This window comes from Streptomyces sp. H27-C3, from assembly GCF_030063415.1.
In the GTDB taxonomy this organism is placed as follows: domain Bacteria; phylum Actinomycetota; class Actinomycetes; order Streptomycetales; family Streptomycetaceae; genus Streptomyces.
In genome coordinates this window covers 36,032-61,105 of record NZ_JASITA010000024.1, presented here as the reverse complement: position 1 = coordinate 61,105, position 25,074 = coordinate 36,032, and the positions used below count along the sequence as shown (strand labels likewise).

At 69.7% G+C, this 25,074-nt stretch carries 18 protein-coding genes and 1 pseudogene; 16 read left to right on the top strand and 3 right to left on the bottom strand.

Translation table 11 applies throughout. From position 1 onward, the window contains the following. Positions 1 to 122 precede the first annotated feature (122 nt). Entirely contained in the window at positions 123 to 989 is an 867-nt protein-coding gene (locus QMK30_RS23215) for an NAD(P)-dependent oxidoreductase (RefSeq protein ID WP_283520227.1), read from the top strand. Between the two features lie 19 nt (positions 990 to 1,008). Here QMK30_RS23215 and QMK30_RS23210 read toward each other — a convergent pair whose 3' ends face one another. Then, positions 1,009 to 4,221: an amidohydrolase family protein gene (locus QMK30_RS23210; RefSeq protein WP_283520226.1), complete on the bottom strand. Its 3,213-nt coding sequence runs from the start codon at positions 4,219 to 4,221 to the stop codon at positions 1,009 to 1,011. Between the two features lie 230 nt (positions 4,222 to 4,451). After that, positions 4,452 to 5,321 (bottom strand): C40 family peptidase, encoded by an 870-nt coding sequence (locus tag QMK30_RS23205; protein ID WP_283520225.1) that lies wholly within the window; start codon positions 5,319 to 5,321, stop codon positions 4,452 to 4,454. Between the two features lie 716 nt (positions 5,322 to 6,037). Between QMK30_RS23205 and QMK30_RS23200 the strand changes: the two genes are divergently transcribed. The 15 genes from QMK30_RS23200 to recQ all read left to right on the top strand — a co-directional run bounded on the left by QMK30_RS23200 (position 6,038) and on the right by recQ (position 24,296). Then, positions 6,038 to 6,397 (top strand): NADH-quinone oxidoreductase subunit A, encoded by a 360-nt coding sequence (locus tag QMK30_RS23200; RefSeq protein WP_283520224.1) that lies wholly within the window; start codon positions 6,038 to 6,040, stop codon positions 6,395 to 6,397. A 19-nt stretch (positions 6,398 to 6,416) separates the two neighbouring features. Next, positions 6,417 to 6,971, top strand: coding sequence for a NuoB/complex I 20 kDa subunit family protein (locus tag QMK30_RS23195; RefSeq protein WP_283520223.1), 555 nt, complete (start codon positions 6,417 to 6,419; stop codon positions 6,969 to 6,971). Next, on the top strand, positions 6,968 to 7,669 hold the full coding sequence (locus tag QMK30_RS23190; protein WP_283520222.1) for an NADH-quinone oxidoreductase subunit C: 702 nt from the start codon (positions 6,968 to 6,970) through the stop codon (positions 7,667 to 7,669). The genes QMK30_RS23195 and QMK30_RS23190 overlap by 4 nt, the downstream gene beginning before the upstream one ends. Continuing rightward, on the top strand, positions 7,666 to 8,988 hold the full coding sequence (locus tag QMK30_RS23185; RefSeq protein WP_283520221.1) for an NADH-quinone oxidoreductase subunit D: 1,323 nt from the start codon (positions 7,666 to 7,668) through the stop codon (positions 8,986 to 8,988). Before QMK30_RS23190 ends, QMK30_RS23185 begins: the two co-directional genes overlap by 4 nt. 17 nt (positions 8,989 to 9,005) lie before the next feature. Then, positions 9,006 to 9,851 (top strand): NADH-quinone oxidoreductase subunit NuoE, encoded by an 846-nt coding sequence (gene nuoE, locus QMK30_RS23180; RefSeq protein ID WP_283520282.1) that lies wholly within the window; start codon positions 9,006 to 9,008, stop codon positions 9,849 to 9,851. Next, positions 9,851 to 11,215 (top strand): NADH-quinone oxidoreductase subunit NuoF, encoded by a 1,365-nt coding sequence (gene nuoF, locus QMK30_RS23175; RefSeq protein ID WP_283520220.1) that lies wholly within the window; start codon positions 9,851 to 9,853, stop codon positions 11,213 to 11,215. The genes nuoE and nuoF overlap by 1 nt, the downstream gene beginning before the upstream one ends. After that, on the top strand, positions 11,212 to 13,707 hold the full coding sequence (locus QMK30_RS23170; protein ID WP_283520219.1) for an NADH-quinone oxidoreductase subunit G: 2,496 nt from the start codon (positions 11,212 to 11,214) through the stop codon (positions 13,705 to 13,707). The genes nuoF and QMK30_RS23170 overlap by 4 nt, the downstream gene beginning before the upstream one ends. Then, positions 13,704 to 15,080 (top strand): NADH-quinone oxidoreductase subunit NuoH, encoded by a 1,377-nt coding sequence (gene nuoH / locus QMK30_RS23165; RefSeq protein WP_283520218.1) that lies wholly within the window; start codon positions 13,704 to 13,706, stop codon positions 15,078 to 15,080. The genes QMK30_RS23170 and nuoH overlap by 4 nt, the downstream gene beginning before the upstream one ends. After that, a complete protein-coding gene (gene nuoI, locus QMK30_RS23160; protein WP_502963204.1) occupies positions 15,073 to 15,690 on the top strand; it encodes an NADH-quinone oxidoreductase subunit NuoI in 618 nt (205 codons plus the stop codon). Before nuoH ends, nuoI begins: the two co-directional genes overlap by 8 nt. Then, the gene (locus QMK30_RS23155; protein WP_283520216.1) at positions 15,687 to 16,514 is read left to right on the top strand and encodes an NADH-quinone oxidoreductase subunit J; all 828 of its coding nucleotides are present in this window, start codon (positions 15,687 to 15,689) and stop codon (positions 16,512 to 16,514) included. The genes nuoI and QMK30_RS23155 overlap by 4 nt, the downstream gene beginning before the upstream one ends. Then, the gene (gene nuoK, locus QMK30_RS23150) at positions 16,511 to 16,810 is read left to right on the top strand and encodes an NADH-quinone oxidoreductase subunit NuoK (RefSeq protein WP_018101339.1); all 300 of its coding nucleotides are present in this window, start codon (positions 16,511 to 16,513) and stop codon (positions 16,808 to 16,810) included. Before QMK30_RS23155 ends, nuoK begins: the two co-directional genes overlap by 4 nt. Positions 16,811 to 16,825: 15 nt before the next feature. Next, positions 16,826 to 18,772, top strand: coding sequence for an NADH-quinone oxidoreductase subunit L (gene nuoL / locus QMK30_RS23145; RefSeq protein WP_283520215.1), 1,947 nt, complete (start codon positions 16,826 to 16,828; stop codon positions 18,770 to 18,772). A 5-nt stretch (positions 18,773 to 18,777) separates the two neighbouring features. Continuing rightward, the gene (locus QMK30_RS23140) at positions 18,778 to 20,349 is read left to right on the top strand and encodes an NADH-quinone oxidoreductase subunit M (RefSeq protein WP_283520214.1); all 1,572 of its coding nucleotides are present in this window, start codon (positions 18,778 to 18,780) and stop codon (positions 20,347 to 20,349) included. Then, on the top strand, positions 20,346 to 22,001 hold the full coding sequence (nuoN, locus tag QMK30_RS23135; protein WP_283520213.1) for an NADH-quinone oxidoreductase subunit NuoN: 1,656 nt from the start codon (positions 20,346 to 20,348) through the stop codon (positions 21,999 to 22,001). Before QMK30_RS23140 ends, nuoN begins: the two co-directional genes overlap by 4 nt. 189 nt (positions 22,002 to 22,190) lie before the next feature. Continuing rightward, a complete protein-coding gene (recQ, locus tag QMK30_RS23130) occupies positions 22,191 to 24,296 on the top strand; it encodes a DNA helicase RecQ (protein WP_283520212.1) in 2,106 nt (701 codons plus the stop codon). A 418-nt stretch (positions 24,297 to 24,714) separates the two neighbouring features. Here the strand turns inward: recQ and QMK30_RS23125 are convergent. Next, positions 24,715 to 25,028 (bottom strand): annotated as a pseudogene (locus QMK30_RS23125) (GOLPH3/VPS74 family protein); the annotation flags it as partial. Between the last annotated feature and the right edge of the window lie 46 nt (positions 25,029 to 25,074).

Sequence of the window (25,074 nt, the reverse complement as noted above, 5' to 3'; positions counted from 1 at the left end):
GCAGGAATTTTGCGCAGGGAGGCAGTCCTGCCACTGTCGGTGCGCGGCTGCCCCTGCGAGTGTTGCTTTCAGCAGGACAACAGCAACAAAGCTTGTATATAGCGCATTTGGGGAGAACACGCATGAACCGCGAAAACGTCACGGTCCTCGGCCTGGGACAGATGGGGGCCGCCCTCGCGGGCGCCTTCCTCACCGCCGGTCACCCCACGACCGTCTGGAACCGCACCCCCGCCAAGGCCGAACCGCTCGTCACCCGTGGCGCGGTACTCGCCGCGACACCCGGTGAGGCGGTCACCGCCGCCGGGGTCGTGGTCGTCTGCGTCCTCGACTACGACGCCGTACGCGAACTCCTCGACCCCGTCGCCGAGTCGCTCGCCGGCCGCACCGTCGTCAACCTCACCACTGGCTCGCCCGAGCAGGCCCGAGAGACGGCGGTCTGGGCGGCAGGGCACGGCTTCGACTACCTGGACGGCGCCGTCATGACGACGCCGCCCGGCGTCGGCAGTCAGGCCAGCATGTTCCTCTACAGCGGCTCGCCCGCCACGTTCGCCGTCCACCGCGAGACGCTGGCCGCGCTGGGCGATCCGATCGACCTCGGCGAGGACGCGGGCGTCGCCTGTCTCTACGACATCTCGCTGCTCGGCCTGATGTGGTCCACGCTGAGCGGCTGGCTGCACGCCACGGCGCTGGCGGGCGCCGACGGCGTATCGGCCGGGACGTTCACCCCGGTGGCCACGCGCTGGCTGGGCACGGTGACGCACTTCATGACGGCGTACGCCCCGCAGGTCGACGCCGGGCACTACCCCGGCGACGACGCGACGCTCGATGTGCAGCGCGTGGCGATCGACCACCTGGTGCACGCCGGACGACAGCGGGGCATCGCCGGAGCGCTGCCCGAGCTGTCGCAGGCGCTGATCGAGCGGGCGGTCGCCGACGGGCACGGCGGGGACAGCTACGCGCGCCTCGTCGAGCAGTTCCGCAAGGGGTGACGGAGATTCGCCGGATCCGCTAGCAGTGGCCCTCCCCGCGCAGTTGGTCCAGGGCTGCCTGCCAGTCCCGGCCGACGGCGTTGGTGTCGTAACCGCGCGCGGTGTCCTCTCCGCGCGCGGTGTCCTCGCGGTACGGCGCCTCAAGACGCGCCCGCTCGTGCACCCGGCCGCCGACCAGGACCCGGTCGATCCGGGCCAGGTCGTCGAAGTCCGTGAACGGGTCGCCGTCCACGATCGTCAGGTCCGCGATCTTGCCCCGCTCGACCGTGCCCAGGTCGTTCGCGGCACCGAAGATCCGCGCCGGGAGCACGGTGACCGTGCGCAGGGCCTGGGTGGGGGAGAAGCCGTGCGCGACCATGGCGCGCAGCGCCAGGTGCAGTTGCAGGCCCACTGGGGTCAGCGGGCTGTCCGTGCCGAGGCCGAGCAGGCCGCCGCGGGCAGTGATCGTGCGCAAGGTGTCGAGTTCTTGGCGCAGTCGGAGCCGTTCGCCGTCGGTCTGCGGTTTCGCGGCCTGGGTACGGACGGCCAGCACGTCCCAGGGCGGCATCATCGCGGTCACCCGGAGGTCGTCGACGAGGTCCGGGTTCTCGGCGAGCAGCGTGAAGGCGGCGAACGGCGTGGCCAGCAGGCTGAACGCGCCCCGCGCATAGGTCTCCACCACGTCCTGGTGGCTGAGGCCCCCGGCCGTGACGCCGTGGCTGCTCTCGGTCCGCTCGGTGGCTGCCAGGTGGGTCGTGAGGTCCTGGCCGCTCTGGATGCCCTGGGCGCACAGATGCGAGCCGGACCGTACGCCGAGCCGCTCATGGCCGAAGCGGGCCGCCTCGGCCATCGCCGTGGCGGGGGCGCGTACGTACGTCTTCACGAAGTCCCAGTCCAACGCCGCCCCGCGCGCGAGCGAGCGCCGGAGACCCTCGGGGGTGCGGTGGGCGCGGGCCATGCTGTACGCGACGCGGGAGCCGTCGAGGAGTTCGCCGGTGGTGAGCAGCCGGGGGCCGTTGAGGCGGCCCGCGGTGATGTCCTCGCGGAGCCTGGCCTGTTCGTAGCTGAAACCGGCGAGCGAAACCGTGGTGGTGACGCCGTACGCGAGTTCAAGCGCGGTCTGCCGGGCGCCGTACGTGTACTGCCAGGGGTGCGTGTGGGTGTCCCAGAGGCCGGGCAGGACGGTGCGGCGCGAGGCGTCGACGGTACGGGTCGCGCGGCGGCCATCGCGGTGCGGCTCGATCGCGGTGACGCGGCCGTCGCTGATGAGGATGTCGACATCCTCGCGAAGTGAGCGGTCTCCTGCGGCGTCCGTGCCGTCCCAGAGGCGGCCCGCGTGCACGACCGTGTCGACGGGCGTCGGCCGGCGGTAGTCCAGGCGTACGTGGACGGTACGGGGAGACACCCCGGTGTCGCCGTCCGCGGCAGTCCGCAGCAGCCGCAGCCGGGCGTTGGAGAGGTAGAGGAGCGTGCGGGAGTCGGCGGCCCAGGACGGGTGGTCGGCCGCCTCGTCGGCGAGGAGGCGGGGTTCGCCGTCCGGGGCGCCGTCCGGCCGCACCGGCAGCAGCCACAGCGCGGACTCGCTGACGCACGCCATCCACCGCCCGTCCGGAGACCAGACGGGACCCGACGCGTACCGGTCGGCGAGCGAGACGTGCGGGGCGAGGGCGTGCAGCTTCGCCGCGCCGCTCGTGGTGTCGACGACCCGGATCAGGTTGTAGCCCTCGCGGAAGCGGAGGTTGAGCCGGTTGCGGTCGCAGTACGCGAGGAAGCGGCCGTCCGGCGACCAGCTGGGCGGGCCGGGCAGCCCGCCGCCGCCGAGCGGCGCGGCGAGCTTCCGCTCGGCGCCGGCGGCGAGGTCGCGTACGACGAGGCCGCCCGCCATGTCGAGGCAGGCGAGGCGGGAGCCGTCGGGGGAGAGCGCGCCGTGCACCCGGCCGCCGGGCGCCAGCAGCGTGTCCTCGCCGGTCCTCAGGTCGTGCCGGCGCACGGCGTTGAGGCCGTCGCGGTCGTCGACGTACAGCAGGCCGTGCCCGTCCGGGGTCCAGGACGGTCCCTGGAGGTACGTCGTCGGGGCGGCGCGCACCACTTCGCGGGGTTTGGTTCCACCGGAAGTCGGCGCGATCCAGAGGGTGTTCAGGGAGACGAATGCGACAGATCGACCATTGGGGGCGAGCGCGGGCTGCTGGATGCCGCGCACCCGGCGGCTGCCCCGGGGCTCGAAGTCGTACGACTTGGTGCGGTAGCGGGGCCGCTCGACCGGCAGGGTCGCGTGGAACGGGATGAGCTGCCCGGCCCGGTCGCGGTGCGGTCGTACCGCCCGGAACCGGCCGTCGACGGTGAGCAGCAGCCGCTCGTCGTCCAGCCAGCGCGGCGGCACGGCCGCGAGTGTGCCGTCCAGGGCGACCGGCTCGCCGTCCACGACCAGGATGACGGTGGCGGTGCCGACGGTGGTGGGGACCGTGCGCAGCCAGGCGGGCCGTCCGGCCGGGGAGAACGCCGGGGTCTGCAGATTGCCCGGCTCGGTCTCGGCGTGCTCGACGGTGACCGGGCCGCCGGTCGCGGTCGCCGATGTGGTGGTGAGGGTACGGGCCCTGAGCGTGGCGCCGTCGAGGCCGGCCCGGACGAAGACGACGCGGGCGCCGTCGGCGGAGAAGGCCGGATCGAAGTCCTCGTAGGGGGTGTCCTGGCCGGGGCCCGGCCGGCCGGGCAGCCCGGTGAGTTGGCGCAGCGCCCCGTCGCGCACACCGACCGTCCAGATCCGGTACGGGCTGCCCTGCACGGGGTGACCGCCGCGCTCGGAGGAGAACACGAGACGGGAGCCGTCGGGGGACCAGGCGGGCGCGCGGTCGTCCCAGGGGCCTTCGGTGAGGCGGCGCAGGCCCGAACCGTCCACGGCCATCACCCAGATGTGGAACTGGCCGCCCCGGTAGCAGCTCATCGCGACCTGACGCCCGTCCGGTGAGCAGACCGGCCGGCCCGGCTCCAGGTCGGGCTCGGTGAGCGCGGTGGCGGGGCCGCCGTCGCCCGGGAGCGACCAGAGGATGTTCTGTACTTCGGCGATGACCCGGCCGCCCGCTCCGGCGGGGGTGGCCGCGCCATTGGTGGCCGCGGTGAACCGCAGCACGGCGGTGGCGTCGGCGGGCTCGGCGGCGGCGGCCTGGACGCCGGGGATGTGAACGGCCGTAGTGCTCGCGACGAGCGCGGTCCCTGCGGCGGTCTGGAGGAATTGTCTGCGCGGCATCGACGGCATTGCGGCCCCCTGGGTGCGTACGTCGGTGGCGTACGCCCAGTCGCGTACGTCGCGGTCCGTCCTTTTGGTACCTGGTGCGTCAAGGACGGGTCACGGCGGCGCGCTTGGCAAGAGGGCATTTCCGGGCGGGGCGAGGGCCGGGCGCGGGCGGGCCGCCGGGGCTCACGGAAGGGCCGCCGCTCCCGAGCGTGGGAGCGGCGGCCCTCAGACGTATGACGTGCGGGGGTTCCTCAGAGAACCCGGACCGCGCCGGACGGCGGGTCGTAGTCCAGGGTCTGCTCGACCACACCGGTGCCGGAGTTCTGCGCGCCGACGAACTTGCCGCCGCCCACGTAGATGCCCACGTGGTACGCGCTGCCCGCGCTGCCCCAGTACAGGATGTCGCCCGGCTGGAGGTTGCTCAGCCCGACCTGGGTGCCGGCCGTCGACTGGTCCTGCGAGACACGCGGCAGGTCCACGCCGATCGTACCGAACGCGGCCTGGACGAGGCCCGAGCAGTCCCACGAGTTGGGGCCGGTGCCGCCGGAGACGTACGCGTCGCCGACCTGGGCACGGGCGAACGCGACGACGGAGGCGGCGGAGCCGGTCGCCTGCGAGGAGGAGGACGAGGAGCCGGAGGAGGAAGCGGAGGAGGAAGCGGTGCTGCCCGAGTCGTTGGACGAGGTGGAGGCGGCGCTGAGCGTGGTGCGCTCCGAGGAACGCGAGGCGCGCTCCTGCTCGGCGGCCTTCGCCTCGGCTGCCTTCTTCGCGGCGGCCTTCTCGGCCTTCTCCTGGGCGTCCGCCTTGCGGTCGGCCTCGGCCTTGGCCTTCTTCGCGGCCTTGGCCGCCTGGTCGGCGGCGGCGTCCTGCTGGGCACGAAGGTCGTAGGTGTGCGCGACCTGCTGGGTGGCGTCGGCGGAGACGGCGAAGGTGTTCGCGAGGTCCGCGGTCAGGGTCGGCATCTCGATGGTCTCGGTCACCGGCTCGGCATACGCCGGACCGGCAGCACCGGCCACCGCGATCGTGCTGAGGACGCCACCGGCAACTCCGGCTCGGAGCGCCATTTTCGAGGCGCTGCGACGGGGCTTCCGATGGCTGGGTATGTGAGCGGTGAGGGACATGGGTCAACCGCTACCAGGGCAATGGGGGTTCCTTCAAGAAACGTGTGCTGCGCCACAGTTGTGTAACGACTCCTCGAATCCGGCACCCGGCGGCCTTTATAGACGACGTAACGGGCAATACGGGCAGCCGGAGGCAAGGCTGTGATCATTGGCTTTCCGTAATACGCCCGAATTGCCCGACGCCTACCATCCGTTCACCCTGATGGCCAAGCCCGCTTTTGTCGGGGGTGCCTCAGAGTGGCGCAGGTCACAGGATGGTCGCCCCTCGCGGCGGTGAACGCTCGTGAACGCACGCACGCGTCCACATTCGTCCCCGAAGCTCCCTCGCTCAGGTGAGCCCGCGCCCCCTATCACCCCAAGCTGCCCATCTCCAATTTGCCTGTACGGGACATCTCTTGATAGGGCGACACCCCTTGCGACCAGCGGTAACACCTGCGCTTGTCACGTCTCGTGATCACTCGCGCGCTTCGCGTATGAAGATCACCGCTCATCCGACTTCATGATCCTTCGTCAGGTGGTGGAGATCACAAAGGCGTTGTCGTACCCCGTGTCGCAGATCACAGACCGACAGGCATAGGATGCGGGGCAGTCGGGCTTGTGACCTGCTTCACATGTGCGTGATCTTCGAGTGACGGAGATGGCGGGATGGCGGAAGTGGGAATCGCAAGACCCGTTGCGGGTCCAACGGTCAAGGACGACTGGAAGGAGCGAGGAGCGTGAATGCCTACGCGCCCATCCTCGTGCTCGGCGCCCTCGGGGCAGCGTTTGCGATCTTTTCCGTGATCATGGCCTCACTTATCGGGCCAAAGCGCTATAACCGGGCAAAGCTTGAAGCGTACGAGTGCGGCATTGAGCCGACGCCCACACCGGCCGGAGGTGGCCGTTTTCCCATCAAGTACTACCTGACGGCGATGCTTTTCATCGTCTTCGACATCGAGATCGTCTTCCTCTATCCCTGGGCCGTCTCTTTTGACGCTCTCGGGATTTTCGGGCTCGTGGAGATGCTGCTCTTCGTGCTCACCGTCTTCGTTGCCTACGCGTACGTGTGGCGGCGCGGCGGCCTGGAATGGGACTAGAGGGGCTGAGGGGTCACCAATGGGACTCGAAGAGAAGCTGCCGAGCGGCTTTCTGCTGACCACCGTCGAACAGGCCGCGGGCTGGGTGCGGAAGTCCTCCGTCTTCCCCGCGACCTTCGGCCTCGCCTGCTGCGCCATCGAGATGATGACGACCGGCGCCGGCCGTTACGACCTGGCCCGCTTCGGCATGGAGGTCTTCCGTGGTTCACCGCGCCAGGCCGACCTGATGATCGTGGCAGGCCGGGTCAGCCAGAAGATGGCGCCGGTGCTGCGGCAGGTCTATGACCAGATGCCCAATCCCAAGTGGGTCATTTCCATGGGGGTTTGCGCATCCTCGGGTGGAATGTTCAACAATTACGCAATTGTGCAGGGTGTTGACCATATTGTTCCCGTTGACATCTATTTGCCCGGTTGCCCGCCCCGCCCCGAGATGCTGCTGGACGCGATTCTCAAGCTTCACGAAAAGATCCAGAACTCGAAGCTCGGGGTGAACCAGGAGGAAGCGGCCCGCGAGGCGGAGGAAGCAGCCCTCAAGGCGCTCCCCACCATTGAGATGAAGGGGCTGCTGCGGTGACCGAGCAGAACGGCGTCCCCGCCCAGCGCGACGAGACCGGTGAGGTCATCGGTGTACGCAAGGGCATGTTCGGCGCCAGCAACGGCGGCGATACCAGCGGCTACGGCGGCCTTGTGCGGACCGTCACCCTGCCGGGCGCCGCGTCGCGCCCGTACGGCGGCTGGTTCGACGAAGTCGCCGACGAGCTCGAAGGCGCACTGGAGGAGCAAGGACTGCTCCCCGCCAACGCCATCGAGAAGACCGTCGTCGACCGCGACGAGCTCACTTTCCACATCGCCCGCGAGCACCTGCTCCAGGTGGCCAGAACGCTGCGCGACGACCCCGCGCTGCGCTTCGAGCTCTGCACGGGCGTCAGCGGGGTGCACTACCTGGAGGACAAGGGCCGGGAGCTGCACGCCGTCTACCACCTGCGGTCGATTACCCACAGTCGAGTGATCCGCATCGAAGCGAGCGCGCCGGACAGTGATCCGCACGTCCCCTCGCTGGTCGAGGTCTACCCGACCAACGACTGGCACGAGCGCGAGACGTACGACTTCTTCGGCCTCGTCTTCGACGGGCACCCCGCCCTCACCCGGATCATGATGCCGGACGACTGGCAGGGCTTCCCGCAGCGCAAGGACTACCCGCTCGGCGGCATCGCCGTCGAGTACAAGGGCGCCCAGATCCCGGCTCCGGACCAGCGGAGGTCGTACTCATGACTACCCCACCCGCATCTGCACGCGCGACCACCGAAGGTCCCGTATATACAGTCACCGGCGGCGACTGGGACGAGGTCGTCCAGGCCCACGCCAAGACCGACGACGAGCGCATCGTCGTCAACATGGGACCGCAGCACCCGTCCACGCACGGCGTCCTCCGGCTCATCCTGGAGATCGACGGCGAGACGGTCACCGAGGCCCGCTGCGGAATCGGTTATCTGCACACCGGCATCGAGAAGAACCTCGAATACCGGAACTGGACGCAGGGCACCACGTTCGTCACGCGCATGGACTATCTGACGCCGTTCTTCAACGAGACGGCGTACTGCCTGGGCGTCGAGAAGCTGCTCGGCATCACGGACCAGATCCCGGACCGCGCGAGCGTCATCCGCGTCATGCTGATGGAGCTCAACCGGATCTCCTCGCACCTGGTGTGCCTGGCCACCGGCGGCATGGAGCTCGGCGCCACCACGATCATGATCTACGGCTTCCGCGATCGTGAACTGATTCTCGATGCCTTCGAGTTGATCACCGGCCTGCGGATGAACCACGCGTTCGTCCGGCCCGGCGGCCTCGCCCAGGACCTGCCCCCGGGCGCCGTCGACCACCTGCGCGAGCTGCTGAAGACCCTGCGCAAGAACCTGCCGGAGTACGACAAGCTCGCCACCGGCAACCCCATCTTCAAGGCGCGCATGCAGGACGTCGGATACCTCGACCTGACCGGCTGCATGGCGCTCGGCGCCACCGGACCCGTGCTGCGCTCGGCGGGCCTGCCGCACGACCTGCGCAGGACCGACCCCTACTGCGGTTACGAGACGTACGACTTCGACGTCCCCACCGCCGACACCTGCGACTCCTACGGCCGCTTCCTGATCCGGCTAGAGGAGATGCGCCAGTCGCTGCGGATCGTCGAGCAGTGCCTGGACCGGCTCGCGCCGGGCCCGGTCATGGTCGCGGACAAGAAGATCGCCTGGCCCGCGCAGCTCGCGCTCGGCCCGGACGGCCTCGGCAACTCGCTCGACCACATCAAGAAGATCATGGGCACCTCCATGGAGGCCCTGATCCACCACTTCAAGCTCGTGACCGAGGGCTTCCGGGTCCCCGCCGGGCAGACGTACAGCGCGGTCGAGTCGCCCAAGGGCGAACTGGGCGTGCATGTCGTCTCCGACGGCGGCACCCGCCCCTACCGGGTCCACTTCCGCGACCCGTCGTTCACCAATCTGCAGGCCATGGCGGCCATGTGCGAAGGCGGCCAGGTCGCCGACGTCATTGTCGCTGTCGCGTCCATCGACCCCGTGATGGGAGGCGTCGACCGGTGACTGACGTCAGCCTCGGGATGCCCCAGCTCCCTGCCCCCGACTACCCGGCCGATGTACGTGCCCGGCTGGAAGCCGACGCCAAGGAGGTGATCGCCCGTTACCCCGACAGCCGGTCCGCCCTGCTGCCGCTGCTGCACCTCATGCAGGCCGAAGAGGGCCATGTCACCCGCACCGGCGTCCGCTTCTGCGCCGAGATCCTCGGCCTGACCACGGCCGAGGTCACCGCGGTCTCCACCTTCTACTCGATGTACCGGCGCAAGCCGTCGGGCGACTACCAGGTGGGTGTCTGCACCAACACCCTGTGCGCGGTGATGGGCGGCGACGCGATCTACGACGCGCTGCGCGACCACCTGGACATCGGCCACGGTGAGACCACCGGCGACGGCAAGGTCACCCTGGAGCACATCGAGTGCAACGCCGCCTGCGACTTCGCACCGGTCGTGATGGTCAACTGGGAGTTCTTCGACAACCAGACCGTCGAGTCCGCGACGCGGCTCGTCGACGACCTGCGGGCCGGGCAGCAGGTCGCCCCCACCCGCGGGGCGCCCCTGTGCACGTACAAGGAGACGGCCCGCATCCTGGCCGGCTTCCCCGACGAGCGCCCCGGCGCGGTCGAGGCCACCGGCGGCGCCGGGCCCGCCTCGCTCATCGGCCTCAAGCTCGCCAAGGGCGAGATCCCGCAGCCCCGCGTGGTGCACCCGCGCGGCGAGTCCGCACAGGGGGACCACCAGCAGGGCGAGCCGCAGGACCAGCCGCACGATCCGTCGCCGTCCGAGCACTTGAGCTCGCACGACGCGCCGGAGGAGACCTCGGCCTCCGACCCGGCGCACCCTGCCGGACCGGCAGCCGAGGAGGGGGAGTGATGACGTTGGCACCCGAGATCGACACCAACGAGACCAGCCCGGAGAAACTGCTCTCACCCGTACTGTCGGCCTTCTGGGACCAGCCCGACGCCTGGACCCTGGAGACGTACAAGCGCCACGAGGGATACGAGGGCCTGCGCAAGGCCCTCGCCATGTCTCCGGACGACCTCATCGCGTACGTCAAGGACTCCGGTCTGCGCGGTCGCGGCGGGGCGGGCTTCCCCACCGGCATGAAGTGGCAGTTCATCCCGCAGGGCGACGGCAAGCCGCACTATCTAGTGGTCAACGCCGACGAGTCGGAGCCCGGGACCTGCAAGGACATCCCGCTCCTCTTCGCCAACCCGCATTCCCTCATCGAGGGGATCGTGATCGCCTGTTACGCGATCCGCTCCAGCCATGCCTTCATCTATCTGCGCGGCGAGGTCGTCCCCGTACTGCGCAGGCTGCACGAGGCCGTGCGGGAGGCATACGCGGCGGGCTACCTCGGGCACAACGTTCTGGGCAGTGGGCTCGACCTCGAACTCACCGTGCACGCGGGCGCGGGCGCGTACATCTGTGGTGAAGAGACGGCGCTGCTCGACTCGCTCGAAGGCCGGCGCGGCCAGCCCCGGCTGCGTCCCCCCTTCCCCGCGGTGGCGGGTCTCTACGCATGTCCGACTGTTGTTAATAACGTCGAGTCCATCGCCTCCGTTCCCGCGATCCTGAACAAGGGCAAGGAATGGTTCCGTTCGATGGGCAGTGAGAAGTCCCCGGGCTTCACGCTGTACTCACTGAGCGGCCATGTCACCAGCCCCGGCCAGTACGAGGCCCCGCTCGGCATCACCCTGCGCCAGCTGCTCGGCATGAGCGGCGGCATGCGGGCCGGACACCGGCTCAAGTTCTGGACACCGGGTGGCTCTTCGACCCCGATGTTCACCGACGAGCACCTCGACGTACCGCTGGACTACGAGGGTGTGGGCGCGGCCGGCTCGATGCTCGGCACCAAGGCGCTCCAGTGCTTCGACGAGACGACGTGCGTGGTGCGGGCGGTGACCCGCTGGACCGAGTTCTACGCGCACGAGTCGTGCGGCAAGTGCACACCGTGCCGCGAAGGCACGTACTGGCTCGTGCAGTTGCTCCGGGACATCGAGGCCGGCCAGGGCCAGATGTCCGACCTGGACAAGCTGAACGACATCGCCGACAACATCAACGGCAAGTCCTTCTGCGCGCTCGGTGACGGCGCCGCGTCCCCGATCTTCTCCTCGCTCAAGTACTTCCGCGAGGAGTACGAGCAGCACATCACCGGTCAGGGCTGCCCCTTCGACCCCAGCAAGTCGACCGTCTGGGCCGACGACAAGAACGCTCACCAAGGGGTGAACGCATGACAGTCACCACGTCAGCCCCCACGGGAGGCGGCGAGGCAGCGGGCCCTCCGGTGGACCTCGTCACACTGACGATCGACGGCAGCGCGATCTCCGTCCCCAAGGGGACGCTGGTCATCCGCGCCGCCGAACTGCTCGGCATCGAGATCCCCCGGTTCTGCGACCACCCGCTCCTCGACCCCGTGGGCGCCTGCCGCCAGTGCATCGTCGAGGTCGAGGGCCAGCGCAAGCCGATGGCCTCCTGCACCATCACCTGCACCGACGGCATGGTCGTCAAGTCCCAGATCACCTCGCCGGTCGCCGACAAGGCGCAGCGCGGCGTGATGGAACTGCTGCTGATCAACCACCCGTTGGACTGCCCGGTCTGCGACAAGGGCGGCGAGTGCCCGCTGCAGAACCAGGCGATGTCGCACGGCGACTCCGACTCCCGCTTCGAGGGCAGGAAGCGGACGTACGAGAAGCCCGTGCCCATCTCCACGCAGGTGCTGCTCGACCGCGAGCGGTGTGTGCTGTGCGCGCGCTGCACCCGCTTCTCGAACCAGATCGCGGGCGACCCGATGATCGAGATGCTGGAGCGCGGCGCGCTCCAGCAGATCGGCACCGGCGAAGGCGACCCCTTCGAGTCGTACTTCTCCGGCAACACCATCCAGATCTGCCCGGTCGGCGCGCTCACCTCAGCCGCGTACCGGTTCCGCTCCCGGCCCTTCGACCTGGTGTCGACGCCGAGCGTCTGCGAGCACTGCTCCAGCGGCTGTGCGACCCGCACCGACCACCGGCGCGGCAAGGTCATGCGGCGCCTGGCGGCGGATGACCCCGAGGTCAACGAGGAGTGGATGTGCGACAAGGGGCGCTTCGGCTTCCGTTACGCACAGCGCCCCGACCGGCTGACCACTCCGCTGGTACGCAACGCGGACGGCGTCCTCGAACCGGCCAGCTGGCCCGAGGCGCTGGAGGTCGCCGCCCGCGGTCTCGCCGCGGCCCGCGGCCGGGCCGGTGTGCTGACCGGCGGTCGCCTCACCGTCGAGGACGCCTACGCGTACAGCAAGTTCGCCCGGGTCGCGCTGGGCACCAACGACATCGACTTCCGGGCCCGCGTCCACAGCAGCGAGGAGGCCGACTTCCTGGCCGCCCGCGTCGCCGGGCGCGGACGGGACCTCGACGGTACGGGTGTCACGTACACCTCCCTCGAAAAGGCCCCGGCCGTCCTGCTCGCCGGAATCGAGTCCGAGGAGGAGGCGCCCGGCGTCTTCCTGCGGCTGCGCAAGGCACACCGGCTCCACGGGCAGCGCACCTTCGCCCTCGCCACCCACGCCACCCGCGGCCTGGAGAAGGCGGGCGGCACACTGTTGCCCGCCGCGCCCGGCACCGAGACCGAGTGGCTGGACGCGCTCGCGGGCCACGCGGGGCTCGACGACGCGGGGAGCCTGGCCGGCGAGGCGCTGCGGACCAAGGGCGCCGTGATCGTCGTCGGTGAGCGGCTCGCCGCCGTGCCCGGCGCGCTCACCGCCGCTGTACGGGCGGCCACCGCCACCGGCGCCTCGCTCGTGTGGATCCCGCGCCGGGCCGGTGAGCGCGGCGCCGTCGAGGCGGGCGCGCTGCCGTCCCTGCTGCCCGGCGGGCGCCCCGCCACCGACCCACGCGCGCGTGAAGAGGTGGCCGCGGCCTGGGGCGTCGCCGAACTGCCGCACCGCTTCGGCCTGGACACCGGCCAGATCATCGAGGCCGCGGCCACCGGTGAACTGGCCGCCCTGGTCGTCGCGGGCGTCGAGGTCGGCGACCTGCCGGACCCGCTGCGCGCGCGTGAAGCCCTGGACCAGGTCGGTTTCCTGCTCTCCCTGGAGCTGCGGCCCAGCGAGGTGACCGAACGCGCGGACGTCGTACTGCCGGTCGCCGCCGTCGCCGAGAAGCCGGGCACCTTCCTCAACTGGGAGGGCCGGGCCCGGATGTTCGAGGCGGCGCTCAAGCCCGAGCAGATGACGCGCAGGCTCGCCCCGAGCGACGCGTACGTCCTGCACATGCTGGCCGACGCGCTCGACGTACGCCTGGCACTCGGGGACGTACGCGCCGTACGCGGCGAGCTCGACCGGCTCGGCTCCTGGGGCGGCCCGTACGCCACGGGCCCGTCCGAGTCGGCCCGGCCGCTGCCGCGCCCCGGTGACGGCGAAGCCGTCCTCGCGGGGCACCGGCTGCTGCTCGACCAGGGCCGTCTGCAGGACGGTGACGAGGCACTCGCCGGCACCCGGCACGCGGCCGTCGCCCGGCTCTCGGCGGCCACCGCGGCCGAGACGGGCGTCAAGGACGGTGACCTGCTCGCCGTCTCCGGCCCCGCCGGTACGGTCCAACTGCCGCTCCAGGTCACGCCGATGCCCGACCGAGTGGTGTGGCTGCCGCTCAATTCGACGGGCGGCGGAGTCCTCAACGACGCGGGTGCCCGTCCGGGCGACCCGGTCCGCATCGCACCGGTCACGACTGCTGCGACGGAGGTGGAAGCATGATGTACCTCGCTGCTGAAGACGCTCTGCACCTCGCCGCCGAAGACCTGTCGATGTTCGGCCGCGACCCCTGGTGGCTCGTCGCCGTCAAGGCTGTCTTCTGCTTCGCGTTCCTGATGATCACCGTGCTGTTCTCCATCGTGTGGGAGCGCAAGGTTGTCGCCTGGATGCAGCTGCGCATCGGCCCCAACCGGCACGGCCCCTGGGGCCTCCTCCAGTCCCTCGCGGACGGCGTCAAGCTGATGCTCAAGGAGGACCTGATCGTCAAGCGCGCGGACAAGGTCATCTATGTCCTCGCGCCGATCATCGCGGCGATCCCGGCGTTCATGGCCATCGCGGTCATCCCGTTCGGCCCGGCGGGCAACGAGGTCTCGATCTTCGGCCAGCGCACCACGATGCAGCTGACCGACCTGCCGATCGCGATGCTCTACGTCCTGGCCATCGCCTCGGTCGGCATCTACGGCATCGTCCTCGCGGGCTGGTCGTCGGGCTCGACGTACCCGCTGCTCGGCGGTCTGCGCTCGTGCGCGCAGATGATCTCGTACGAGATCGCGATGGGCGCGGCCTTCGCCTCGGTGTTCCTCTACTCCGGGTCGATGTCGACGTCGGCGATCGTGGAGGCGCAGGCGGACCGCTGGTTCATCATCCTGCTGCCGGTCTCCTTCATCATCTACATCATCACGATGGTGGGCGAGACCAACCGTGCCCCCTTCGACATGCCGGAGTCCGAGGGCGACCTCGTCGGCGGCTTCAATACCGAGTACAGCTCGATCAAGTTCGCGCTGTTCATGCTGGCGGAGTACGTCAACATGGTCACCGTCTCGGCGGTCTCCGTCACCCTCTTCCTGGGCGGCTGGCGGGCCCCGTACCCGATCAGCACCTTCTGGGAGGGCGCGAACCACGGCTGGTGGCCGATGCTCTGGTTCGTCATCAAGCTCCAGTTGCTGCTGTTCTTCTTCATCTGGCTGCGCGGCACGCTGCCACGCGTGCGTTACGACCAGTTGATGAAGCTCGGCTGGAAGGTCCTGATCCCGGTCTCGGTGGTCTGGCTGATGCTGGTGGCCACGGTGCGTGTGATGCGCAACGAGAGCATGGACTTCCAGAACATCGTGCTTTACGTCGCCGGGGCGATCATCGGCATCCTGCTGTTGTCCTTCGTCGCGGACATGTTCCGCGACAAGAAGGAGAAGGCGCTGGCGGCGCAGGCCGAGCCCGAACCGGCCTTCGACCCGATGGCGGGCGGATTCCCCGTGCCACCACTGCCCGGGCAAGAGATGCCACCGGTGCCGCGCAGGCGCTCGCGCCAGGAGCGCGAGTTGATTGTCAGTGGTGGGACGGACACTACAAGTGACGGAAAGGAGGCCGACGGTGTCTGACTTTCAGAATCCGGTAGCCGGCTTCGGCGTGACCTTCAAGGCCATGTTCAAGAAGCGGCTGACCGAGCAGTACCCGGAGGAGCAGAAGACCACGGCGCCGCGCTTCCACGGACGTCACCAGCTCAACCGCCATCCGGACGGCCTGGAGAAGTGCATCGGGTGCGAGCTGTGCGCCTGGGCCTGTCCGGCCGACGCGATCTATGTGGAGGGTGCGGACAACACCGAGGAGGAGCGCTACTCCCCGGGTGAGCGCTACGGCCGCGTCTACCAGATCAACTACGCCCGTTGCATCTTCTGCGGCCTGTGCATCGAGGCCTGCCCGACGCGCGCGCTGACCATGACCAATGAGTTCGAGCTCGCCGACAGCAGCCGCGAAGCCCTCATTTATACGAAGGAACAGCTGCTGGCGGGCCTGGAGGAAGGCATGGTCGAGTCGCCGCACTCGATCTTCCCGGGCGCCGACGACCAGGACTATTACGGGGGCCTGGTCACCGAGGCGGCGCCGGGCACCGAGCGGCAGGTCGCCCTGAGTAAGGGGGAGCGGCCGCAGGAGGCCGCTTCGACCTTCGGTGAGGACGAGCCCGCGTCGAAGAAGGTGGTCGGGGCATGAATGCTCTTGCCGCCACCGCCACTTCGACCGGGGAGGCCGTGCAGTTCTGGGTGCTCGGCTCGGTCGCCGTGATCGGCGCACTGTGCACCATCCTGATGAGGCGGGCCGTGCACAGCGCGCTCTGCCTCGCCGGAACCATGATCATCCTGGCGGTCTTCTACCTCGCCAACGGCGCGTACTTCCTCGGTGTCGTCCAGATCGTCGTCTACACCGGCGCGATCATGATGCTGTTCCTCTTCGTGGTCATGCTGGTCGGTGTCACCGCCGCGGACTCCCTCAAGGAGACGCTCAAGGGCCAGCGCTGGCTGGCCGTGGGCTGCGGCCTCGGCTTCGGCGTCCTGCTGATCGCCGGCATCGGCAACGCCTCGCTGTCGACCTTCAACGGACTCGGCAAGGCCAACGCCGCCCGCGGGGGCAACGTCGAGGGACTGGCCGAGCTCATCTTCACCAAGTACGTCTTCGCCTTCGAGCTCACCGGCGCCCTGCTCATCACGGCGACGATCGGCGCGATGGTGCTCACGCACAAGGAGCGCACCGAGCGCGCCAAGACGCAGCGCGAGATGTCCGAGGAGCGCGTACGCGGCAAGCACCTCCCGCCGCTGCCCGCCCCCGGCGTCTACGCCCGGCACAACGCGGTGGACATCGCGGGCCTGCTGCCGGACGGCACACCGTCCGAGCTCACGGTCATGCGGACCCTGCGCGACCGCGGCCAGATCCGCGATGTGTCGAGCGAGGCGATGGCCGACCTCAAGGCACTGGAGCAGCGCTCCGAGGAGCGCCTCGGCCGGGACCAGGAACCGCACGAAGAGGGGGCCGCGAAGTGAACCCGGTCAACTATCTGTATCTCGCCGCCCTGTTGTTCACCATCGGTGCGGCAGGTGTGCTGATCCGGCGGAACGCGATCGTGGTCTTCATGTGCGTCGAGCTGATGCTCAACGCCTGCAACCTCGCGTTCGTTACCTTCTCCCGGATGCACGGCAATCTCGACGGGCAGATCATCGCGTTCTTCACGATGGTCGTCGCCGCAGCCGAGGTCGTGGTCGGGCTCGCGATCATCGTGTCGCTGTTCCGCTCCCGCCACTCGGCCTCGGTCGACGACGCCAGCCTGATGAAGCTGTAAGGGGTCGGAAGAAACGTGGAGAACATGATTGCGCTGCTTGTCGCGGCGCCCCTGCTCGGAGCGGCCGTGCTGCTGTGCGGCGGCAGGCGGCTCGACCGTACGGGCCACTGGCTCGGCACGGTGCTCTCGGCCGCGTCGTTCGTCATCGGCGCGGTGCTGTTCCTGAACATGCTGGGCCAGGGCGCCGAGGACCGCGCCATGCACCAGAAGCTGTTCAGCTGGATTCCCGTCGAGGGATTTCAGGCGGATGTCGCCTTCCAGCTCGACCAGTTGTCGATGACCTTCGTTCTGCTGATCACCGGTGTGGGCACGCTGATCCACATCTACTCGATCGGCTACATGGAGCACGACGAGCGCCGCCGCCGCTTCTTCGGCTATCTCAACCTGTTCCTCGCGGCGATGCTCCTGCTGGTCGTCGCAGACAACTACCTGCTGCTCTATGTGGGCTGGGAGGGCGTCGGTCTGGCGTCGTACCTGCTCATCGGCTTCTGGCAGCACAAGCCCAGCGCGGCCACCGCCGCCAAGAAGGCCTTCCTGGTCAACCGTGTCGGTGACATGGGGCTGTCCATCGCGATCATGCTGATGTTCACCACCTTCGGGACCTTCACCTTCGGGCCGGTCCTGGAAGCGAGCGCGGACGGCGGGGCGAGCGAGGGCAAGCTGACGGCCATCGGCCTGATGCTGCTGCTCGCCGCGTGCGGCAAGTCGGCGCAGGTACCGCTGCAGTCCTGGCTCGGCGACGCGATGGAGGGCCCGACCCCGGTCTCGGCCCTCATCCACGCGGCGACCATGGTGACCGCCGGCGTCTACCTCATCACCCGGTCCGGCGCGATCTTCAACGCGGCGCCCGACGCGCAGACAGCGGTCGTGGTGGTCGGCGCGGTGACGCTCCTCTTCGGTGCGATCGTCGGTTGCGCGAAGGACGACATCAAGAAGGCCCTGGCGGGCTCGACGATGTCGCAGATCGGCTACATGATCCTGGCGGCGGGCCTCGGCCCGATCGGTTACGCCTTCGCGATCATGCACCTGGTGACGCACGGCTTCTTCAAGGCGGGCCTCTTCCTCGGCGCCGGATCGGTCATGCACGGCATGAACGACGAGGTCGACATGCGGAAGTACGGCGGCCTGCGGAAGTACATGCCGGTGACGTTCGTGACGTTCGGCCTCGGCTATCTCGCGATCATCGGTTTCCCGGGACTGTCCGGCTTCTTCTCCAAGGACAAGATCATCGAGGCGGCCTTCGCCTCGGGCGGCGCCCAGGGCTGGATCCTCGGATCGGTGACCCTGCTGGGCGCGGGCCTCACGGCGTACTACATGACGCGCGTGATGATCCTGACGTTCTTCGGCGAGAAGCGCTGGCAGCCGGCCCCCGCCGTGGACAAGACGGCCGATGTCGAGCCCGTCGCCGGGGCCACCCCCGGCGAGCTGCCCCATCCGCACGAGTCGCCGAAGTCGATGACGATTCCGATGATCGTGCTCGCCTTCGGGTCGGTCCTCGCCGGAGGGTTCTTCAGCGTCGGCGACCGCTTCGTCGGCTGGCTGGAGCCAGTCACGCAGTTCGAGCACCCGCACCCGCCGATCAGCGTGCCGGTGATCACAGGGCTGACGGTCGTCGTCCTGCTGGCAGGGGTCGCGGTCGCGTACCTCCAGTACGGGCGCAGGCCCGTCCCGGTGCTCGCCCCGCGCGGCTCGCTGCTCACCCGGGCCGCCCGGCGCGATCTCCTCCAGGACGACTTCAACCATGTGGTCCTGGTCCGTGGCGGCGAGCACCTCACCCGCTCGCTCGTGTACGTCGACCACTCGCTGGTCGACGGGGTGGTCAACGGCACGGCGGCCTCGTTCGGCGGGCTCTCCGGCCGGCTGCGCAAGCTGCAGAACGGCTACGCCCGCACGTACGCGGTCTCGATGTTCGGCGGTACGGCGATCCTCATTGCCGCGACCCTGCTGATGAGGGCGGTCTGATCACCATGTCCTTCCCACTGCTCACCGCGGCCGCGGCGCTCCCGGCGGTCGGTGCGGTCCTGACCGCCGCCGTCCCCGCCGCGCGCCGCACCACCGCGAAGTGGCTGGCGCTGGCCTTCTCGCTGGGCACCTTCGTGCTGGCGGCCCTGGTGGTCGTCCGCTTCGAGCCCGGCGGCGACCGCTACCAGCTCACCGAATCGCATGCCTGGATCCCGGACTTCGGGGTCAGGTACGAGCTGGGCGTGGACGGCATCGCCGTCGCGCTGATCGCGCTCACCGCCCTGCTGATCCCCTTCATCATCCTGGCGGGCTGGCACGACGCCGACCCGCTGGAGACCAAGAGTTCCCGCTGGCGCCCCACCCAGGGCTTCTTCGCGCTGATCCTGATGGTCGAAGCGATGGTGATCCTCTCCTTCGAGGCCACCGACGTCTTCCTCTTCTACATCTTCTTCGAAGCGATGCTCATCCCGATGTACTTCCTCATCGGAGGCTTCGGGGACCGGGCGCACGCGGGCACCGACGGGGCGGCGGCCACCCAGCGCTCGTACGCCGCCGTCAAGTTCCTCCTCTACAACCTGGTCGGCGGCCTGATCATGCTGGCCGCCGTCATCGGTCTGTACGTGGTCGCCGGGAGCTTCTCGCTCGCGGAGATCGCCGAGGCCCGCGCCAACGGGTCGCTGGAGATGGCGACCAACACCGAGCGGCTGCTCTTCCTCGGCTTCTTCTTCGCCTTCGCGGTGAAGGCGCCGCTGTGGCCGCTGCACACCTGGCTGCCCAACGCGATGGGCGAGGCGACCACCCCGGTCGCCGTGCTGATCACCGCGGTCGTCGACAAGGTCGGCACCTTCGCGATGCTGCGCTTCTGCCTCCAGCTCTTCCCGGAGGCCTCGAAGTGGGCGACGCCCGTGATCATCGTCCTCGCGCTGATCAGCATCATTTACGGTGCGCTGCTCGCGGTCGGCCAGCGCGACATCAAGCGCCTGATCGCGTACGCCTCGATCTCGCACTTCGGCTTCATCGTGCTGGGCATCTTCGCGATGACCAGCCAGGGCCAGTCGGGCGCGACGCTGTACATGGTCAACCACGGAATCTCGACTGCCGCGCTGATGCTGGTGGCCGGCTTCCTGATCACCCGGCGCGGTTCGCGGCTCATCGTCGACTACGGCGGAGTGCAGAAGGTCGCCCCGGTGCTCGCGGGGACGTTCCTCATCGGCAGCCTCGCCACCCTGTCGCTGCCCGGACTCGCGCCGTTCGTCAGTGAGTTCCTGGTGCTGGTCGGGGTGTTCGCCGCCTATCCGGTGGCCGGGATCATCGCGACGCTGGGCATCGTCCTTGGCGCGCTCTACTCGCTCGTGCTCTACCAGCGGACGATGACCGGCCCCGTGGTGGCCGAGGTCAAGGCGATGCCCGACCTCAAGATCCGTGAACTCGTGGTCGTCGCCCCGCTGATCGCGCTGCTGCTCCTCCTCGGCGTCTATCCCAAGCCGCTGACCGAGATCGTCAATCCGGCCGTGAAGCACACCATGTCCGACGTCCAGAAGAAGGACCCCAAGCCCGAGGTGGAGGCGGCCAAGTGAGCGCATCAGCTGTCCACAGCCTGTGGACAACCGTCGCGGCGCCCGGCGCCGCGGACGGTTTCACGGCCCCGCACATCGAGTACGCGCAGCTGTCACCGACGCTGATCGTCATCGGCGCGGCCGTCATCGGCGTACTTGTCGAGGCATTCGTGCCGCGCAAGGCCCGTTACTACGCCCAGCTGTTCCTGTCGGTCGTCGCCCTCGCCGCCGCCTTCGCGGCGATCGTGGGGCTCGCGGCCGCCGGATACGGCACGACCAAGGCACACATCGCGGCGGAGGGCGCCATCGCCGTCGACGGCCCGGCGCTCTTCCTTCAGGGCACGATCGTGCTGGCCTCGCTGGTCGCGGTGTTCACCTTCGCCGAGCGCAGGCTCGACCCGGACGCCCATGGCAACCGGGTCGACTCCTTCGCCGCGCAGGCCGCGTCGACCCCGGGCAGCGACAGTGAGAAGTCGGCCGTCAAGGCCGGGTTCACCACCACCGAGGTCTTCCCGCTCATGCTGTTCGCGGTGGCCGGGATGCTGGTCTTCCCCGCCGCCAACGACCTGCTGACGCTGTTCGTGGCGCTGGAAGTCTTCTCGCTCCCGCTGTACCTGCTGTGCGCCGTCGCCCGCCGCAAGCGGCTGATGTCGCAGGAGGCCGCGGTCAAGTACTTCCTGCTCGGCGCCTTCTCGTCGGCGTTCCTGCTGTTCGGCATCGCCTTGATGTACGGGTACGCGGGCTCCGTCTCGTATGCGAAGATCGCGGGCATCGTCGACGGCTCGGTCAAGCAGATCGACCCGGCGCTCGCCGACACCATGGGCAATGACGCGCTGCTGCTCATCGGCGCCGCGATGATCCTCATGGGCCTGCTCTTCAAGGTCGGCGCGGTCCCGTTCCACATGTGGACCCCGGACGTCTACCAGGGCGCCCCGACCCCGGTCACCGGGTTCATGGCGGCGGCGACCAAGGTGGCCGCCTTCGGCGCGCTGCTGCGGCTGCTGTACGTCGTCCTGCCGGGCCTCACCTGGGACTGGCGCCCGGTGATGTGGGGCATCGCGATCGTCACGATGCTGGGCGGCGCGATCGTCGCGATCACCCAGACCGACATCAAGCGGCTCCTCGCGTACTCCTCGATCGCGCACGCCGGGTTCATCCTGGCCGGTGTCATCGCGACCACCCCCGAGGGCATCTCGTCCGTCCTCTTCTACCTGCTGGCGTACTCCTTCGTGACGATTGGCGCGTTCGCCGTGGTCACACTGGTGCGCGACGCGGGTGGCGAGGCGACGCATCTGTCGAAGTGGGCGGGGCTCGGACGGCGCTCGCCGCTGGTGGCCGCGGTCTTCGCGGTGTTCCTCCTTGCCTTCGCCGGTATCCCGCTGACCTCCGGCTTCGCCGGGAAGTTCGCGGTGTTCAAGGCGGCGGCCGAGGGCGGCGCGGGTGCGCTGGTCGTGGTCGGTGTGCTCTCGTCGGCGATCGCCGCGTTCTTCTACATCCGGGTGATCGTCCTGATGTTCTTCAGCGAGCCGAAGGCGGACGGCCCCACGGTCGCCGTGCCCTCGCCGCTGACGATGACGGCGATCGCGGTGGGTGTGGCGGTGACGGTGGTCCTCGGTGTGGCTCCGCAGTACTTCCTGGACCTGGCCAGCCAGGCGGGGGTCTTCGTACGCTGAGCGAGGTTCACTCGGCCTGTGTGATCGGTGTGGTTCTGCCGCCCGGCGCTTCTCCTCTCGGATCTCGGATCTCGGAGGGAGGGGTGCCGGGCGGCGGCTTTTGGTCCGGGTTGTCAGTGCGTGCCTCTACCGTGGGTGGGGGTGAAGGACCAGGTGCGGGGGGACAGTGCGATGAACGGGACGGCTGGTATGGCAGGGATGACCGCGACGGGTGACATCGGCGGCGTGACGGAGAGCGACGCGCTGCGGACGCTGCACCGCGTCTTCGGGTATGAGACGTTCCGTGGGGCGCAGGCGGATGTCATCGAGCATGTGGTGGACGGCGGGGACGCCGTGGTGCTCATGCCGACCGGCGGCGGAAAGTCGCTGTGCTACCAGATCCCGGCGCTGGTCAGGCCCGGTACCGGCATCGTGATCTCGCCGCTGATCGCGCTGATGCAGGACCAGGTCGACGCGCTGCGGGCGCTCGGCGTGCGCGCCGGATTCATCAACTCCACCCAGGACTTCGACGCGCGGCGCGTGATGGAGGCGGAGTTCCTCGCCGGGGAGCTCGACCTGCTCTATCTGGCTCCGGAGCGGCTGCGGCTCGACTCCACGCTGGACCTGCTGGGCCGGGCCAAGATCTCCGTGTTCGCGGTCGACGAGGCGCACTGCGTCGCACAGTGGGGGCACGATTTCCGGCCCGACTATCTGGCCCTGTCCGTGCTGGGCGAGCGCTGGCCGGACGTGCCGCGGATCGCCCTGACGGCGACGGCGACGCACGCCACGCACAAGGAGATCACCCAGCGGCTCGGGATGCCCGATGCCAGGCACTTCGAGGCGAGCTTCGACCGACCCAACATCCAGTACCGGATCGTGCCCAAGGCCGACCCGAAGAAGCAGCTGCTGACCTTCCTGCGCGAGGAGCACGCGGGGGACGCGGGCATCGTCTACTGCCTCTCGCGCAACTCCGTCGACAAGACGGCGGAGTTCCTCTGCCGCAACGGCGTGGAGGCCGTGCCGTACCACGCGGGTCTCGACGGGGGGACGCGCGCGGCGCACCAGTCCCGGTTCCTGCGGGAGGAGGGCCTGGTCGTCGTGGCGACCATCGCCTTCGGCATGGGCATCGACAAGCCCGACGTGCGCTTCGTCGCCCACCTCGACCTGCCCAAATCCGTCGAGGGCTACTACCAGGAGACGGGCCGCGCGGGCCGCGACGGGATGCCGTCGACGGCATGGATGGCGTACGGGCTCCAGGACGTGGTGCAGCAGCGCAAGATGATCCAGGGCGGTGACGGCGACGAGACGTTCCGGCGGCGTGCGGCGTCCCATCTCGACGCGATGCTGGCGCTCTGCGAGACCACGGAGTGCCGGCGGGCGCAGCTGTTGGCCTATTTCGGCCAGGACCCCACGGTGTCGTCCTGCGGGAACTGCGACACCTGCCTGAACCCGCCCGAGACGCTGGACGGGACGGTGCCCGCGCAGAAGGTCCTCTCCACAGTGGTGCGGTTGCAGCGGGAGCGCAGGCAGAAGTTCGGGGCGGGGCAGATCATCGACATCCTGATGGGGCGCAAGACCGCCAAGGTGATCCAGTTCGACCACGACCAGCTGTCGGTCTTCGGCATCGGCGAAGAGCTGGCCGAGGCGGAATGGCGGGGCGTGGTAAGGCAGTTGCTGGCGCAGGGGCTGCTCGCAGTCGAGGGCGAGTACGGGACGCTCGTCCTCACCGAGGACAGCGCGTCCGTGCTGAGCCGGGAGCGTGAGGTGCGGCTGCGCAAGGAGACGAAGCCGGCGGCGGCTGCCCGGACCGGGTCCTCGAAGGGCGAGCGCAAGTCGAAGGCCGCGGCGGCGACTGCCGAGCTGGCCCCGGAGGCCGTGCCGGTGTTCGAGGCGCTGCGGGCGTGGCGGGCGGAGCAGGCGCGGGAGCAGGGTGTCCCGGCGTACGTCGTCTTCCACGACGCGACGCTGCGGGAGATCGCGACTGCGCGGCCGGGGTCCGTGGGGGAGTTGGGTGGCATCGCCGGGCTCGGCGAGAAGAAGCTGGCCACGTACGCGGAAGGGGTGCTGGAGGTGCTGGCCGGGTGCGCGGACTCGGCGGGCGCAGCGGAGTCGGCCCCGGGCGCGGCGCGGGCCCCGGGCTCCGGCCCTACGCCCCCGGCCGCGGTGACTGCCCCGGTCGCTCCGGCCGCGGTGACTGCCCCGGTCGCGCCGGTGCCTGCTGCGCGGCCGGTGCCTGAGGTGGAGGCCGGGCACGACCCGGAGCTGGACTGGGGGCGGGAGCCCGAGTGGGACGACGCGGAGCCGCCGGAGGGGTGAGCCGGGGGGCGGATGGGGTGCGCTGCGTGCGGGTGCGGGTGCGGGTGCCGCTGCGCGGGGCCGGGCGCCGCAGGCATCCGCATCCCGCATCCGCATCCCGCACCCGCATCCCGCACGCGCACCCGCACCTCAGTCCCCGTCCCCTCCGCCGTTCGCCCCGCTCGTCGTCGCCTTGTCCTGCTTGACCGTGCGGTGCACCGCAACCGCCTGCCACTGCTCGCGGGCCAGGTGGCGCAGGGTGGAGCGGGTCGCTCGGGCGGCGAAGCCCGGGTAGTACCTGTTGGCCAGGTCGGTCGCCGACAGCAGGGCCGCGAGGGCCCGGTCGCGTCCGTCCGGAGACGGGGAGCCGGCGCGGATCGACGCGGATCGACGCGGCGAGGCGCTGCCACACCGCCGCCGACGAGTCCTCCGGGCCCGCAGGGTGGCGGTGGTAGGGGAAGAGCCCCAGGAACCGGCGCGTCTCCCGGCGCAGTGCGCCCCGCTCCACCAGGCGGTTCACGTACAGCTCCGTGATGTGCCGCCCGGCGCTCCTTACCCAGCCCTTCGTGCGTTCCCCCTTGCCCCGGCGGCCCTTGCCCGGCGCGGGCAGGCTCGCCAGCACCTGGGCCGCGACCGGGTCGGCGGACGCGAGGGGTTGACCACCTGGATCCGGCCGTGCTCCTCCGTGACATGGCCGCTCAGCTCCAGCTCCGCGAGTATGGCGCCGGCCACGCCGTACTCGACGTACCGCATCCGCACACGCGGCTTGGCCCGCTGCGGGTCCAGGCCCAGCAGCAGG